A 15,542-nucleotide genomic window follows, 5' to 3' on the forward strand; every position below is an offset into this window, starting at 1 on the left:
CACCTTACAGATCCTCGGAACCCAGCAGCATTTCAGTCAGCCCCTTGCCAGCCTTGACCATCGGCCAGACGTTGGCGCCACGGTCGGTGATGAAGTCCAGGAAGACCAGACGATCCTTCGCCGCAAATGCTTCACGCAATGCGGGACGGACATCTGCAGGCTTGTCGATACGCATGCCGATGTGGCCGTAGGCTTCTACCAGCTTGACGAAGTCCGGCAGCGAATCCATATAGGATTCGGAATAGCGCGAACCATAATCCAGCTGCTGCCACTGGCGCACCATGCCCAGGAAACGATTGTTCAGGCAGATGATCTTGGGGGTGTAGCGATACTGCTTGCAGGTGGCCAGCTCCTGGATATTCATCTGGATGGAGCCTTCACCAGTGATCACCGCCACCTCGGCGCCGGGATGCGCTGCCTGCACGCCCATGGCGTATGGCAGGCCCACACCCATCGTGCCCAGGCCACCGGAATTGATCCAGCGGCGCGGCTCGTTGAAGTGGTAGTACTGCGCTGCCCACATCTGGTGCTGGCCGACGTCCGACGTCACGAAAGCGTTGCCGCCCGTTTCTTCCCACAGCTGCTCGACCACATACTGCGGCCGGATCAACTCATCGGACAGCTCGTACTTCATGCATTGACGGCCGCGCCAGCCTTCCACCTGCTGCCACCACTTGTCCAGCGACGGACGGCGAGCCGAAGGCGCCAGCTCCTTGAACTGGGCGATCATTTCCTGCAGCACGTCCTTGACGTTGCCCACGATGGGCACATCGACCTTCACACGCTTGGAAATCGACGAAGGGTCGATGTCGATGTGAACGATTTTTCGGGCGTTCTGCGAAAAATGCTTGGGATTGCCGATAACGCGGTCATCAAAACGCGCGCCGATCGCGATCAGCACATCACTGTGCTGCATCGCCATATTGGCTTCATACGTGCCGTGCATGCCCGGCATGCCCACGAACAACCCCTCGTTGGCCGGGAATGCGCCCAACCCCATCAGGGTGCTAGTCAGCGGCGCACCTATCAGGCTCGCGAACTCGCGCAACTCGGCGCTGGCGTCGGACAACACCACGCCGCCGCCGGTATAGAGCATCGGGCGCTCTGCGGCCAGCAGCATCTGCACGGCTTTCTTGATCTGGCCCTGGTGCCCCTTGACCACCGGGGCGTAGGAACGCATCTTGACTTCACCCTTCAGCGGCGCATAGCGCGCGCGGGCAACCGTCACGTCCTTGGGAATATCCACCAGCACGGGGCCAGGCCGGCCAGTGCGGGCGATATGAAAGGCCTTGCGCATGATCTCGGCCAGGTCCTTGACGTCGCGCACCAGGAAGTTGTGCTTGACACAGGGGCGGGTAATACCGACCGAGTCGCACTCCTGGAAAGCATCTTCGCCAATGGCCGTCGTCGGCACCTGGCCGCTGATGATCACCATCGGGATCGAGTCCATGTAGGCGGTGGCAATACCGGTAACGGCATTGGTCAGCCCGGGACCGCTGGTCACCAGACAGACACCGACCTTGTCGGACGAACGGGAATAGGCATCCGCAGCGTGAACCGCCGCCTGTTCATGCCTGACCAGGATATGCTGGAAAGCATCCTGTTTGAAAATTGCATCGTAGATATAGAGCACCGCCCCGCCGGGATAACCGAAAACGTGTTCCACGCCTTCGTCGGCAAGACAGCGCACAAGGATATCTGCGCCATTGAGTTCCATGAATATTCCTTTCTGTACCGGCTAAAACGTCCTCGATCGCTGCCCGCCCGGGTAACGGCGGCTAGCCGGATGCACCCCCAGAAACTGACAGAACACTGTGGCGCTTTGCGATTCACGGAACCGCTCCACCCACCTGCCCTGCCCCCTGGCAGCACAATCATCGACAACGTTTCGCACGCACCCCGGATGGGATGCTCTGGATCGAAACGGATGCCGCAACGCCTGCGCTTGTGACGCGGCCCGCGACGGTATAACGGCGCATTGGCCCGGGCGGATGACCCGGAGACTCTGACTGCCTTTGTCCCGCCCCTGATAGCAGGACAGGACAAGTTTTGGAATTTACCCGTTTGCACAGGAACTGTCTACACGCCAATGAAACAGTGTTTCTTACGCATCACTTATAGGGTTTTCCTCAAGGAAAAACAGGGACTTCCAAGAGCTTGCACACCTGCTGCCGACAGCCTGCGCGCAGGCATCATCCGCCACTGGCCGCCTGCCCTTATACTTTCGCTTGCAAGGCACCAGCCCTGAGGAGCAGGCGCCGGCATTACCATCCCAAGCAGCCCCGGGAACGGCAGATAGCCGCCGGCAAACCCCGCCAGACACAGACTTGCCTCCGGCACCAGCATCACCTCCGCCATGGACATCCGCCTAGAATCGCTGAACAGGTTTCTTTACAGCCACTATTTCCTGCTCGGCCTGCGCCGCAGCATAGGCATGCTGACGCCCATGCTGGTTCTGGGCCTGTTGCTGGGGGATTTCTCGGCAGGCATTGCCGCCACATTCGGCGCACTGGGCACCGCCATCATCGACCAGCCTGGACCGCACCGCCACCGCCGCAACGAAATGCTGACCTGCTGCGCGCTCAGCACGCTGGTGGTCGCCATTACCGGGCTGTCCAGCACCTTCCCCGCCCTGCTTTGGGTTGCAGTCGTGGCGCAGTGCTTCGTATTTTCGATGTTCTCCGTCTATGGCAAGAAAGGCAACCTGATCAGCATGGGCTGCCTGCTGCTCATGAGCGTCACCATGCACGCGCCGCTCACTCCCGCCCAGATTCCCGCCGCCATGCTCTATACCGCCGGCGGCGGCCTGTTTTATACAGCGTTCAGCCTGGGCATCAGCTATCTGCTGGCGCTGCGCGAAACCCGCCAATCCCTTTCCGTCGCGCTTTTTGCCACGGCCGACTACATCGCCGCACGATCTGCGTTCTATGACGTCAACCGCGACCTCGAACAGTGCTACAGCACCCTGATCCGCCGCCAATCAGCCATGATCGAACAGCACCAGGACGCCCGCGACATCGTCCTGCGCTCGCTGCCGGGTGAAGACCGCCGCACCTCCGAGCGCTCCATGCTGTGGAACATCTTCAGCGACATGATCGCCATCCTGGACACCATGCTGGCCACGCATACGGACTACATCCTGCTGCGGCGGAATTTGCGGGACGCCGACATCATGCTGTTCGCTCGCGACTGCCTGGAAAAACTCGCCCGCGACCTGGAACGCATTGCGCTGGCGGTATCACAGGGGCGCCCCGCCATGGAGCGCACCAGCGTGAAAGCCGAGCTGCGCGCCATCGACTATGAAATGGAGCAATTGCGCCAACAAGGCCTGCCCCAGCGGGATGCCGAACTGTATGGCGTGCTGCTGCAGGTCCAGCGCCGCCTGCGAGGCGCCGCACGCCTGGTGGAACGGCTGTATGCGCACACACGCTCGGCACGCAGCGCCAAGCCCGAAGGCTCGCTGCGCATCAACAAATCTCTGAGCCACTTCCTCTCGCGCCAGGATTTTCGCCTCAGCATGCTGACCTCCAACCTCAGGCTGGATTCTCCACATTGCCGCTATGCCATCCGGGTGGCCTGCGCTGCAGCAATGGCCATGACACTAAGCTATTCGGTCGAAGTCCTGCGCCCCTATGGCTACTGGATCGTGCTGACCATCGTCGCCATCATGAAGCCCGGCTTCGCCCTCACCCGCCAGCGCAATTCGCTGCGCCTGATCGGCACGCTATTGGGCTGCATCATCGCGCTGGCGCTGTTCAACGTCCTGGATTCTCACGTCTCGCTGATCGCCGCCATGTTCGTGGCCAGCGTCCTGGGCAACAGCCTGATCCAGCTCAACTACATGGCCAGCTCGCTGTTCATCACGATCTACGTGCTGATCGTGTTCCACCTGGTATCGCCCAGTTCGCTGTTCATGGTAAGCGAACGGGCGCTGGACACATTTCTGGGCTGCATCATCGCGCTGATCTGCAGCTATATCCTACCCTGGTGGGAACAGCGCTATATGGCGCCGATGGCGCGCGCCAGCCTGAAGGCTAACCGCGAATATCTGCGCACCGGCCTGGCCTACGTGGATGCCAGCCGCACCGCGGCGGCAGACCCCAGCGACGAGCACGACACGGAACTGGAACAGGCCAGGCTGGACTGGATGCTGGCACGGAAAAACCTGCATACAGCCCTGGCAAACATGGCTGAAGCCTTCTACCGCATGACACGCGAACCCCGCTCGCGGCAGGTATTGGTGCCTGAGGTCAACAACCTGGTGATCCAGAACCACATCCTGGCCTCGCAGATGGCATCCATCATCGGCGCCTTGGCGGAATTGCCCGCGACGCCGCCGGCCATCCAGCAAGCGCTGGACCAGTTCTTCGGCTTGCTCGACCCCAACCGACCGGCCGCGGACATCACGCTGGCGCCGTCGGCGGCGGACACCGACGCCGATACCGCCAACCTGACCTTCCCCATGCGCCAGCTGCTCAAGGCCGGCCTGCTGGCGCGGCGCGAACTGGCGGCACTGGAATCCCAAGCCGAGGAAGACATGCCCCCGACACCATCCACCCGCAGCCCGGGCTAGATAGCTGGCACGACTGTGCTTGTGGATGGCATTAACCTGCTTGCTCTCCTTGTGCAGCTTCCAATCCCAAGTGCGTTTATCCCCAAACGCAAAACACTTGCCAAGAAAAAAAATACCCGATATAATTTATTTTTTCTTCCACTGCAGCGTTCAACACGTACCGCTGCGGTTACCTAAGGACAGGTGGCAGAGTGGTCGAATGCGCCGGACTCGAAATCCGGTATACGTGCAAGCGTATCGTGAGTTCGAATCTCACCCTGTCCGCCAAGCATTCTAAACCCTTGATTATTCAAGGGTTTTTTCATTTCTGGGTTAGGGTTTGGGTAAAAGGTAGGTAAAATGCCTTCATCCCTTCCCATCTATCCGCGTCCAGAGACTGGGATTTACTGCTTCCACACCTCCATAGCAGGGAAGCAGTTCAAAAAATCACTTCATACAAAAGACAAAACTGAAGCTATCATTCGAGCTATACCCTTGTATGAGCTTGTTTTGAGAATGAGAAGCAATATGTCTAATGATGACTGGAAAAACAACATTAGAAAACTTGAAATTGATACCAGCAGAGGCATTTTCAAGACAGATGGCAGTCAAGAAGACAATGACGCACTTCTTAAAGCCATAGCAATGCTGACAGGTTCAGGCTATCAGGCTCCACGACAGCAGGTTTTAACTTCTGATGCCGTGGAATCTCTTGCTTGTGTTGTTCCAACCAATAAAAAAGGCTTAACCATCAGGGAAGTCTTGGACAAGCTTCTTCTTTTTAAAAAACTTGAAGTTAGAACAGTCCAACAATATAAAACCAATATTGAAGAGTTTGCTGTTTTTGTCAAAAATTGCGACATTCAAAAAATTTTGATTAGTGATATTGTCAGGTATCAAGAGCATTTATTGGTTGATAAGAAAAATAGCCATAGAACAGCAGACAATAAAATATCAGTGTTGAAAAGCTTTTTTAACTTTGCCATTGATAAAGGTTATTACTTTGAAAAAAATCCCTGCCAGGGACAAGGACTATTATCAAAAAAGCAAAAAGATCAATCAACCTACTCAATTTTTGAAGACAACGAAATAATTCAAATCTTCACAAATGAGCTTTTCAAAAGAGAATATGACAGGGACAAAGATTTTTATTTTTCTTGTTTGATTACCTTAATTAGTGGCTTGAGAGCCAGCGAAATAACAGCACTGAAAAAAACAAACTTGTTTTTCAGTGATGAAGGTATTCCATATATTAAGCTTTTTGTGGCAAAGACAGAAGCTGGTAAGCGAGAAATACCACTTCCTGATTGTGATTTGACAAAAGAATTCTTTGCCTATGCTGAAAAATCACAGCAACCAGAAAGCAAGATTTTTAGATATAGAGAAAGAGAAGGCAAAGGGGCAGGAAATGCTTTAGGCAAGAAGTTTGCTCGTTTGCTTACAGCAACAAAAACCCATAGAGACAAGCTGGTTTTTCATTCATTGAGAAAATACTTCAACGATTACCTTAAAAAAAATAAAATTACATGGGAAGCAAGAACCCAAGTCCTAGGGCATGAGAACGAAGATATTAACAATAAAATATATTCAAGTGACTTTACAATAAAAGAACTTCACGAGATGATTGATCCACTCCAAAAAAAGATTTTGGAAAGAATCAATCAGTCATAATAATTTAAGCCCCAGCAATGGGGCTTTTTTATATGCTAAATCTTTTATTAGGCTGATCTTGTCTTTTTTCTTGCTGTTGTTGTTTGTGGTATATGTCTAACAGTTTTTTGTTCTTTTCTTTTAGTTCGTCCTCCATTGTTCTTTTTTGATTTTTGTTTTCTTGCAACTCTTCTTTTAATTTTTCAGATTTTCTGATTTCATCAAGTGCTCTTGCAATTGATGAGCGAGACTTTTCTTTTAACTCTTCTTTTTCTTGTTCCAATTCTTTATTTTTACGTTTTAATTCTTCATTTTCTTTTTTGAGTTCATTGCTAGGTTGATGCCAACTCAATTTCATCTTATCTAAAAAACCAACTGTTTTACTATCTTCAATACCCTTTTTCTTAGCATCTTTATATATTCTATTGGCTTTTTCCCTAGCCCTTTTTAATGCCTCAGCCTGAATTTGTTCAGATTTCCACTGCTCCCTTGTGAGCCTTCTCCTGCCTGGTCCTAACCTAGCAAGCCCAAACCTTTGAGCAACATTAGCAAAAGCATCCTGGAAACCCCTCATAGCCTCAATGTAAGCTTGATTTTGCTCACCTTTAACCTTCCCCTGGGCTGCTGCTTTTTTTGCTGCTGCTTGTCCTTCGTGGATAGTCTCAAAAGTCTCTCCTGGCCTTGGCACACAGTAAAAGTGTATATGGGGATGACTTTCGTCCAAATGCTCAACAACAGTTTTAAGCCTATCTCCATAATTCTTTTTTAACCACTCAACAGATTTAGCCTTAAACTTTTCCCAATCCCCTTTTTCACTGTCAGGCAAAGAAATCACACCAGCCAGAAGACAATGCCCATCCTTTCGTAATTTTTTACCTGTCTTGTCCTTTGAGTTATCGCCCCAAGCATGAGCTATTTTTTCAAGTTCTAAAAGTGGCATTCCATACACCAAGCCAGAATCAATTTCTTGTGGATTTTCTATATGTGAAATTGCCCCCTGCTCCCTTCTTGCTTCTGCAACTATATCTCTTATAGACCACTTTTTATTAATCTTGCCAGATTTTGGATCTTTCCTTTCTGACCCAAAACGAGCATAGCTTTCTATGTGAATAAACTGATAGCCTGCCATAATCTCCCCCTATCTTCTTATATTTATAGCGGGTATATTCTGGCAGTCAAACAACCACAACAAAAACAACTGCTGAAATACATAGTGACCGACTATGTATCTCTACGAGATACGCGGCCCCTTTCAGGGGAACAAAAAAAACACCCCTCGGGAATACATCCCGAACCCTGTCAAACTATGAATATAGCAACTGAACTATATTCATAGTTTTATAGTTAACTATTTTCATAGTTCCATAGCCTTTGCTATTGACATTATTTTTTTATTTGTTATTATTTAATAACTAACCTTGTGTTAGTCATTTGGTCAGGTTAGCCTTGCCAAATAGTTGCCCCACACGTGGGGCTTGAAATAAACTAAGTCAAATTAGTAATTAAGTTAGTAAAAAATCATAAGCCATCTTTTTAGATGGCTTTTTGATTTTCAAAGACAATTAAACATCCAAGCAAAAAGATATATCACTTTACTATTGACATTATTTTTTAATTTGCTATTATTTAATTGTCAATCATAGTTCTGCCTATGCCTAAACTTGACGTACAAACATAACACCAGCAGAATAATTAGCCCACTTTTTAAGTGGGCTTTTTATTTGACATTTATTTTTAATTTATTACATTAATAGTGTTATGTTTGTATATACGTCTGAGTTTTCTTTTCTCACCCGGTTCTACAAATATCAGTTAGTTCCCTAAAATTGGGGTGGCTTTATGACAGAACGAAAGGCTGTTGGACAGCACTTAAAACCACCTAACAATAAGGTAATAGATAACAGACAAGCTCTTTATTGAAAATCTCGAAAATCAGTTGGCAAACAACCAACAGCAATGACAGAGTAGAGGGAAGTAAATAAAGAGTGAAGCCCTAGAACGAGGATCAGCATAAGGGCACAACTAACCAAGGTAAGGGTTGGCTGAACTGTCAAGAAGGACAGGAGTTTAAAAAACGGAACTTACTAACTTATAGCAACTCTTTAAGTCTATAAGACCGAAACGGCCAAGGGGACACCCAACAGGTCAAAAGGTAAAAGGGTTTTCTCAACCTTGCTTTTAATACAAGCCGGGTAGGGAATCCCTTTACCTTTTGACCAAGGGGAAAAAGGTAAAGGGATCAAAAAAGTTTAATAAATAAATATATTCTTTAATATATAAATTAATTTATTTTTAAATAATACATTAAATAAGAATAATTATTATTCAATAATATTTGTGTTATACTCTTACCAGACAGGTAAAAGGTAGGTAAAAATAATTTAACCCACCAAACCACTAACCTATTGAAATGGCAGGGAAAAACATCAAGTGGGTTTTTCTCTCACCCTGTCCGCCAAAGAATTCAAAGACTTACACCAAGCCCGCTCACACAGCGGGCTTTTTGTTTTGCTCCGCACTTACGCCTTTGCTCCGCAAAACGAATTGCCGCATCGTCCGCAACTGGCCTATCCCATATCTGAATATACCCCCCGGTAGAACTGCTGGCCGTCGATTGCATTCGATCCATCCGTGCAGTTCTGAACTGCCGTGAGATCCAGATACTTAGCCCCCAGCCGCTACCGCAACTATCACCACAATCAAAATAGCGATCAACCAAAGACTCCCGCCCCATCCTTTTCTAGCAAGGTTATAGCCGAGCCGGTAAGAGCCATAACTCAACATTTTTTGTTTGTTGGCCCTTTCAGCCTCGGCACGCGCTCTTTCCTCGGCTAGGTCAGGGTCAGTCACTGCCAGATATCCGGCAAGTAGCTCAATATACAGCGCCCTTGTCCTTGATTCGTCACCCTGGCTCTTGGCATAAGCTTTAGCCCATAGCTCATCGCGCCGTTCGCCTCTCTCAAGCGATCTGAGGGCTTCACCATAATACTTATCATTGATATTCATGTGATTTCTATCGCCAACCCAACATTGCGGATATGCCAACGCGAAAAGCTGGCCTCTCTGTAATGCGTTTTCAGAAGCCTCTGACTTATACGGAAAGTATCTTAGCAGCCAGGTGCTAATCTCGTCATATGCCGCCGCGCACACCAGCCTACCTAACAATTGCCCCAACCCAATCCTGCAGTCCATGTACTCGGCCTGAGCTTGCCCCTCCCTCACGAATAGCCACCATCGCGCCAGCCTTTTACCGGCGTCCCCCAACCTGCCATGCGCAACCTGTGCCACAATCCAACCATGACTATGACCGCATTCATCCCCGCGTCCATCGCTTTGTTGTGCTCCGGCGTTACCTTCCTGTCTTCCGGGCTGGCGCTCAACAGCCCTACATTTATGATCCTGGGAGCCGTGTTCATGGCAGTTGGAACCCCGATGGCAATTGTTACGCTCACGCGTCGCACGGCCCGGGCGCGCTGACGCTGCTTCGCCCAGTGGATTGCACAATGCCCAGCGCCTTCAATAATCTGCAGCTCAAGTCAGAACTTGGCTTCATGGAAGCCCTCGGGCATATGATCGTTTGGGTTCTGCTCACAATCGTCACATTAGGGCTGGCGATGTTCGTGTTTCCCTACTACATGCAGAAGTTCATCATCAGCAAAACCTATGCCTATGATGCGCAGGGGCAACGCGTGGGACGATTGGTCTGCACCATCGACCTGGCCAGCATTATTGGCAATATCGTCCTGTGGGCGATCATCAGCATTGTTACGCTGGGCCTGGGCTACCTGGTGTTTCTATACAAGATTTCCGCCCACTGCATGAGTCATACCAAGCTGGTTGGCGTCAACGATTTGTGAGTTGCCGCATGGCATCCCGTCAGGCAGTCTGACACCCCCAGGCAGCACGACAAGCCCAATCCGACCAATTGCAAGCTGCTTCGCCTCACTCCGGACGCCACTCGAATCTGCCCTGCCCGTTTTTGCGGATCATCATGACGCCAGCCAAGGTTGCCTTGCACACCCATTCCTGCTTGGAACGCTCCAGTCTCGCCGATGCGGCGTGAACAGCCGTGGGCGTGAGGACGGCCGCCAACGCGCAGGTAGGCGCACGAACGGATTCATACTGAATCCATTCAATGGATGCTGCCATGGCCGCTGCAGCAAGCGCATGGGTAGCCCGGTAGTCCGTGGAATGCTTCCACAGATGCGCCAACCCCGCCCAGGGTTCAGCCATGAGGTTGATTGCATTGCCGCGCACGGACGCCTGAAAGAAAGTGTGCTCGGTGATCAGCTCACCATCGGCTGCCAGCGCTTCGCTATCCAGCAGGAAACGCATGCGCCAGTACGCAACTTCGGAACAGGCCCCATCGAGCGTGGACGAGCCATACCACAGGCCACTCTGGCGTGCTGGCCGGAAACGTGAATCATGCTGGGGAAAGTAACGGAACGGGCTCAGCAACAAATAATGCTGACCTGGCGATTTCCTCTGAGCCGGCGGCTTGCTTTCTTCAAGGAGAATTTCCAGCAGGCCCTGTTCTTCCAGGGAGTCCACCAGTTTCATGGAGGCCGCAATGTACTGGGTTTCCACGCCGCGCCAGGCATTTTCCATCGCCAGGCTGCCTGCGTGATCTTGTAACCAGGCGGGGTTCCAGGCGGCCCCATTCATGTCGCAGCCCGCATACCATCCAGATACGATAAGGTGCGGACCAGGCCCTCGGCCTTGCGGATCAGCTGTATCGGGCTGCCCAGCAAAGCGTTGTTATGGCTTTCCATCCACAACTTTCGCTTGTGCGCGTCGCCCCCTACCAGCGGATCCAACGAGCGGAATACCCGAATGAGCATCAGGGCAAGCTCCCCTTCCTTGGAGTCCGGGCTGATGGTGCGGCCATTCGCCTTGAGCCGCGAGATCGTGGGTTCGCTGACACCGATCACCGATGCCAGCGCTGAATTGTTCAACCCCAATTGTTCGGCAGCGCGCAACGTTGCCTTCGTCAGCACGACAGCAGCATCGGGAACAGCGTGGGGAGTGGCCGGCATGATCGTCTCCTGCAACGGGTCCATGGATGCCCACATCATATCAAATGAACGCAAAAAATCCATCATTTGAAAAAATATCAAATAAAAATTTCAAATGATGGATAAATGACTGAATACAGGAAACCGTTCAGCCGACCCAGCCGCGGCAACTTGTACTCGCTCGGCATCACGCCGCTGAGCCCCCGGCCTGGAATAGTGCCCCATCGGCAACATCCAGGCTCCTCGCAAAAAACCGTATTGCAACGGGGCAGCCCCGTATTTCAGTCGCTGATCTCGCGCCGCCAGACACCATAGGCAATGGAGGCACTGCCCAGCCCGCCGACTGCACCGCACACGATGGCACGCCAGCCTTCCTGGAAGTCTGCATACAGGCCGGTCATGGTGAAGAAGATGAACGCCAGAAGCCCGCCCAGGAGCACCGCGCCCCCAATACCTGCCCAACCTTTGAAGCGTTTGCGCAAGCCCCCCATGACGCCGCCGCAAATAAGCGCAGGGATTCCACCAGCAACATATGAAAAGAAAAACAGCACGATCAGCATATCGTTGGCCGGACGGGAATTGGGCATGTCCCGCTCAAGCCATGAGGCCACCATCAGAAATGCCGCCATGCCGACCGGAGGGCCGACAAAGCCGAACAGCAGGGAAAACGGCAGGACGCCCGGCTTGCGTTCCGGATTGCGGATGCTATCGGAAAAGCGCCGCCACAGTATCTCGCCCAGCGCGACGGGTACCACCAGCATCGCCACCAGCCCCAACAACCAAGACCAAATTCCGGACTGCATTATCTGTGTTCCCCTAGAGCCCGCACCCTGGACGCACCCAAGCGTAAAGGCCGTGAAAATGACAAGCATTCAAAATGACATATATAAAAATTGCCGTCCCTCATGACGCACATAAGGGACGGCAACTTATGTCACGATTAGATGCAATTTTAATCTAAATCGGTGAGTTTTCTTCTACTTCAATAGAAAGAAAACGTTCCATGCTGTCATCAAGTTCTTCCATCCATGGCGTGTGGTGCGCGGGTGCCTTGGTTCCTGTCACAACTGACACATAGCAACGGTCGCGGTAGGTCAGGATGTTCTTCTGCTTGTCTCGCAGCCATTGCTTGAGCAGCACCGCCACCTGCTCCGCCTCGAACCCCGGATAGTCGGTACGGTCCATCAGGTCGCGCACGTATGCCGTCTGGAAATCGACCGCATCGAAACCATCCTGCACCGTGGCCTCGCGCTCCTGCCAGGTCAGGCTGTCCGCCACCATGTCTTCCTTGCCCGGCAGCCTGATGCGCCCCAGCATCACGTCACGCGCAAACCAGGCTTGCGCATCGAACATATTGAAGGTGTAGTACTGGTCCTGCATGCCCAGATAGAACAGGCGGGGCTGCTCTATCCATGCGACGCCCTTGTACAGGCCGCCCGGATACAGGCGGTTGTGCGTGGACAGACGCAGGTTGTCCGCCAGGAATGGGAACTTGTGCTGATAACCGGTGCACAGGATGACGGCATCGAAGCGGCGCGTCGAGCCATCGGAAAAATAGGCGATTTCCCCATCGAAACGCAGCAGCAGCGGCACTTCGCTGATGCCCTCCGGCCAGCCGAAACCATGCGGGCGGCTGCGATAGCTGATCGTCACGGAAGCAGCACCATGCTTGTGGCACTGCACGCCTATGTCCTCCGCCGAGTAGCTGCCACCGACCAGCAGCAGATCCTTGCCGATGAACTGGTCGGCTCCACGAAAGTCATGGGCGTGCATCACGGTACCGGGGAATTGCTCCAGGCCTTCGAAGTGCGGCACATTGGGCGTCGAGAAATGGCCGCACGCGACAACCAGATAATCGAACTCCTCGGTATAGGTTTCCTGCTTTTCCAGGTTTTCCACGGTGACGCGGAAAATGTTCTCCTGCTCATTGAACTCGATCCAGCGGGCAACCGTCTGGAAACGGATGTATTGGCGCAGGTTGTTGCGTCGCATGCGTCCCTGGATGTAGTCGAACAGGACCTCGCGTGGCGGGTAGGACGGAATCGGCCGGCCAAAGTGCTCATCGAAGGAATAGTCCGCAAACTCCAGGGCTTCTTTCGGTCCGTTGGACCACAGGTAGCGGTACATGCTGCCATGCACCGGCTCCCCGTATTCATCCAGACCGGTCCTCCACGTGTAATTCCACAAGCCGCCCCAGTTATCCTGCTTTTCGAAACATACGAGTTCGATAGGCTCGGATACCTGTTTGAAGGCGGACTCGAAAGCGCGTAGTTGCGCCAGGCCGCTCGGGCCCGCGCCAATAATGCCAATGCGCATCGTCATGGATTGCTCCTCTTTTCTCATGTCGTTGATGGACGGACAAAAGCACTGGCAATGATCAGCGTAGAGCCAATCAGGGCCTGAGCAAATGTCCGGATGATCACCCCGATTGAGCGCGGCGGAAAGCCGGCACAATCTGGTTCCGCCCGAAGCGGACGGAAGGCCTGGGCCACCTGCAGGTAGCCCAGGCCCGGCATGCGGAGCCCGCCGAAATAGCCAGCGAGACTCCGAAAGACGCAAGCTGCGCAGCAAGGCATTTATGCTGCGCAACCGGAAGAATGGCCGTAGGCCAGACGCTTTTATTGAAACACAAAAATATAGATGACTCAAATTGAGTCTTAATTGATGAAAATTGAACGTTGATGAAAGAAATTGAAGGCTATTTTCATAGGATGAAATTTCCACTAAATCGTTAGCATCGGAAACCCTTTGCTGCGTTGCCAGGCTTTGCGGGGTATAACCTCCCGCAAGCCAGCCCCTATCTGCCCCTGAACAGATGCAGCCATCCGCGCTGCAAGCAGTGGTTGACCGTTATTTGTTTGCATTGAAAAGGTCCTGACCCCATGAATCTCTCTACCCCGCTTGCCGCCATTGCTGGCGCAGTCGTGGCAGGTGCTGCCGTTTATTTCACGGTTCACGATACGCCCAACGTTCCGCTGCCCCAAGCAGCCCCCCTGGTTCCAGGCCAGAACGCCAACGGCGAGCTAACCAGCACCAGTCTGCTGAACTACAACAGCGGCGTGCGCAGCACCCTGTTCTCGCTGAATGCGGATAAGGACAAAATCATCAAACTGGCCGTCAACGGTGCGCTGCGTTCGCAAATCAGCGTCTACCGGGATGGCCAGCTGCTTGCTCGCAGCCAGGACGATTGCAACAGTTGCGGTTCGCGCAGGGCAAATGACACCTCCCTGACCTTCAAGGCCAGTGAAACCGGCAGCTACCTGGTCGCCGTCAGCGGCACCGACGCCCGCGCCTATGGCCCATTCCGCCTTTCTGCTGAAATCCAGGAGGCCTATTCCGGCGAGCCTATCGGCAGCAATCAGCGTATTTCTGACTGGGGCACAGGCGAAACGCTGGATTACAGCGTGCATATCGACACCGATGGCCTCTACCGCATCGACATGATCGCCACGCATAGCGATCTGGATCCATACCTGACCTTGCTCGACAGCAATGGTATGGAGCTGGCCAGCGATGACGACGGCGGCAACAACCTCGATGCCCGTATCCAGATTCCCCTGGCCGCTGGTGAATACACCCTGCGCGCCGACTCCGCCATGGACACCAGTTCCTTCCAAGGCAGTTTCGACCTGGAAATCAAGCAGCTAAGCCGCCTGGACGAAAACCGCCTGCCCAGCGGCACCCCACTGACGCTCAACAGCAAGCCCGCCAGCGGCATTTATACGGGCGACCAATTGCAATATCCGCTCTCACTCGAGGCTCCTGCCCTGGTCACACTGGAACTGAATACCCAGAGCTTTGAAGGTAACCTCAGCCTGACCGGCCAGAACCTGATGCTGTCCAACAGCGACAACGGCAAGAAACGCATACGCACCATCCTGCAGGCAGGCAATTACACCGTCGGTGTCGACGGCGGCAGCCAGAGCGGCCTGTTCGTTCTGGACGCACGCAGCCAGGCAGTTCCGGCCAATGCAGGCGGCGGCACCCTGGCCGTGAACGAGCCGCGCCCCGCAGTACTGCTGGGTGGCCTGGATTACGACACCTATAACTTCACGATCACGCGCACGGGTACCTACGTCATCGACATGAAGTCGCCTTCCCTGGACACCTATCTCTGGCTCTACCAGAATGGCATCCTGATCGCGGAAGACGATGACAGCGGCGGCAACCTGGATGCGCAGATCACGCTGTATCTCGAAGCCGGTCAATATCAGCTGCACGCGGGCCAATTCGGTTCCTCCTCGCGTGACAGCCGCTACACCCTCTCGATACGTCCGGCCCCCCAAGGCAACGCCCGCGCCTCCGGCGCCTGAGGCAGCAACAGG

Annotated in this window: 11 protein-coding genes and 1 tRNA gene; 5 read left to right on the top strand and 7 right to left on the bottom strand. The window is 53.1% G+C overall.

Going from position 1 to position 15,542, the window contains the following annotated elements; genetic code table 11:
• Window positions 1-4 precede the first annotated feature (4 nt).
• Window positions 5-1,717 (bottom strand): acetolactate synthase 3 catalytic subunit, encoded by a 1,713-nt coding sequence (locus ACEW7X_RS10080; RefSeq protein WP_253103764.1) that lies wholly within the window; start codon window positions 1,715-1,717, stop codon window positions 5-7.
• Between the two features lie 639 nt (window positions 1,718-2,356).
• Between ACEW7X_RS10080 and ACEW7X_RS10085 the strand changes: the two genes are divergently transcribed.
• From ACEW7X_RS10085 to ACEW7X_RS10095, 3 genes are all read left to right on the top strand, one after another.
• A complete protein-coding gene (locus ACEW7X_RS10085) occupies window positions 2,357-4,573 on the top strand; it encodes an FUSC family membrane protein (protein ID WP_420177164.1) in 2,217 nt (738 codons plus the stop codon).
• Between the two features lie 177 nt (window positions 4,574-4,750).
• Window positions 4,751-4,840 (top strand) — tRNA-Ser (locus tag ACEW7X_RS10090).
• 72 nt (window positions 4,841-4,912) lie between these two features.
• On the top strand, window positions 4,913-6,223 hold the full coding sequence (locus ACEW7X_RS10095; RefSeq protein WP_420177165.1) for a phage integrase N-terminal SAM-like domain-containing protein: 1,311 nt from the start codon (window positions 4,913-4,915) through the stop codon (window positions 6,221-6,223).
• Between the two features lie 28 nt (window positions 6,224-6,251).
• Here ACEW7X_RS10095 and ACEW7X_RS10100 read toward each other — a convergent pair whose 3' ends face one another.
• Both ACEW7X_RS10100 and ACEW7X_RS10105 read right to left on the bottom strand, forming a co-directional pair.
• The gene (locus tag ACEW7X_RS10100) at window positions 6,252-7,331 is read right to left on the bottom strand and encodes a plasmid recombination protein (protein WP_420177166.1); all 1,080 of its coding nucleotides are present in this window, start codon (window positions 7,329-7,331) and stop codon (window positions 6,252-6,254) included.
• 1,535 nt (window positions 7,332-8,866) lie between these two features.
• A complete protein-coding gene (locus ACEW7X_RS10105; RefSeq protein WP_420177167.1) occupies window positions 8,867-9,208 on the bottom strand; it encodes a hypothetical protein in 342 nt (113 codons plus the stop codon).
• Between the two features lie 497 nt (window positions 9,209-9,705).
• On the opposite strand from ACEW7X_RS10105, the gene ACEW7X_RS10110 reads away from it, so the two are divergent.
• Window positions 9,706-10,059 (top strand): DUF6693 family protein, encoded by a 354-nt coding sequence (locus ACEW7X_RS10110; RefSeq protein WP_068370752.1) that lies wholly within the window; start codon window positions 9,706-9,708, stop codon window positions 10,057-10,059.
• A gap of 85 nt (window positions 10,060-10,144) precedes the next feature.
• On the opposite strand, the gene ACEW7X_RS10115 is transcribed toward ACEW7X_RS10110, so the two are convergent.
• From ACEW7X_RS10115 to ACEW7X_RS10130, 4 genes are all read right to left on the bottom strand, one after another.
• On the bottom strand, window positions 10,145-10,810 hold the full coding sequence (locus tag ACEW7X_RS10115; protein WP_130487421.1) for an RES family NAD+ phosphorylase: 666 nt from the start codon (window positions 10,808-10,810) through the stop codon (window positions 10,145-10,147).
• A gap of 53 nt (window positions 10,811-10,863) precedes the next feature.
• Window positions 10,864-11,304 carry an antitoxin Xre-like helix-turn-helix domain-containing protein gene (locus ACEW7X_RS10120; RefSeq protein WP_242611488.1) on the bottom strand — a complete coding sequence of 147 codons (441 nt, stop codon included), beginning with the start codon at window positions 11,302-11,304 and terminating at the stop codon, window positions 10,864-10,866.
• Window positions 11,305-11,498: 194 nt separating this feature from the next.
• Complete coding sequence (locus ACEW7X_RS10125; RefSeq protein WP_127774546.1) at window positions 11,499-12,089, bottom strand: hypothetical protein; 591 nt, start codon at window positions 12,087-12,089, stop codon at window positions 11,499-11,501.
• An 85-nt stretch (window positions 12,090-12,174) separates the two neighbouring features.
• A complete protein-coding gene (locus tag ACEW7X_RS10130) occupies window positions 12,175-13,539 on the bottom strand; it encodes an NAD(P)-binding domain-containing protein (RefSeq protein ID WP_420177168.1) in 1,365 nt (454 codons plus the stop codon).
• Window positions 13,540-14,099: 560 nt separating this feature from the next.
• On the opposite strand from ACEW7X_RS10130, the gene ACEW7X_RS10135 reads away from it, so the two are divergent.
• Window positions 14,100-15,530, top strand: a complete 1,431-nt coding sequence (locus tag ACEW7X_RS10135) for a PPC domain-containing protein (RefSeq protein ID WP_068370740.1) — start codon at window positions 14,100-14,102, stop codon at window positions 15,528-15,530.
• Window positions 15,531-15,542: the final 12 nt, after the last annotated feature.

The sequence above is a fragment of the Kerstersia gyiorum genome (assembly GCF_048595715.1).
Taxonomy (GTDB): Bacteria; Pseudomonadota; Gammaproteobacteria; order Burkholderiales; family Burkholderiaceae_B; genus Kerstersia; species Kerstersia gyiorum.

What these genes read in the sequence shown, in the direction of transcription:
- ACEW7X_RS10080 (WP_253103764.1), bottom strand. Translation starts at nt 1,717, where the DNA reads ATGGAACTCAATGGCGCAGATATCCTTGTGCGCTGTCTTGCCGACGAA.
- ACEW7X_RS10085 (WP_420177164.1), top strand. Translation starts at nt 2,357, where the DNA reads ATGGACATCCGCCTAGAATCGCTGAACAGGTTTCTTTACAGCCACTAT.
- ACEW7X_RS10095 (WP_420177165.1), top strand. Translation starts at nt 4,913, where the DNA reads ATGCCTTCATCCCTTCCCATCTATCCGCGTCCAGAGACTGGGATTTAC.
- ACEW7X_RS10100 (WP_420177166.1), bottom strand. Translation starts at nt 7,331, where the DNA reads ATGGCAGGCTATCAGTTTATTCACATAGAAAGCTATGCTCGTTTTGGG.
- ACEW7X_RS10105 (WP_420177167.1), bottom strand. Translation starts at nt 9,208, where the DNA reads ATGAATATCAATGATAAGTATTATGGTGAAGCCCTCAGATCGCTTGAG.
- ACEW7X_RS10110 (WP_068370752.1), top strand. Translation starts at nt 9,706, where the DNA reads ATGCCCAGCGCCTTCAATAATCTGCAGCTCAAGTCAGAACTTGGCTTC.
- ACEW7X_RS10115 (WP_130487421.1), bottom strand. Translation starts at nt 10,810, where the DNA reads ATGGAAAATGCCTGGCGCGGCGTGGAAACCCAGTACATTGCGGCCTCC.
- ACEW7X_RS10120 (WP_242611488.1), bottom strand. Translation starts at nt 11,304, where the DNA reads ATGATGGATTTTTTGCGTTCATTTGATATGATGTGGGCATCCATGGAC.
- ACEW7X_RS10125 (WP_127774546.1), bottom strand. Translation starts at nt 12,089, where the DNA reads ATGCTTGTCATTTTCACGGCCTTTACGCTTGGGTGCGTCCAGGGTGCG.
- ACEW7X_RS10130 (WP_420177168.1), bottom strand. Translation starts at nt 13,539, where the DNA reads ATGACGATGCGCATTGGCATTATTGGCGCGGGCCCGAGCGGCCTGGCG.
- ACEW7X_RS10135 (WP_068370740.1), top strand. Translation starts at nt 14,100, where the DNA reads ATGAATCTCTCTACCCCGCTTGCCGCCATTGCTGGCGCAGTCGTGGCA.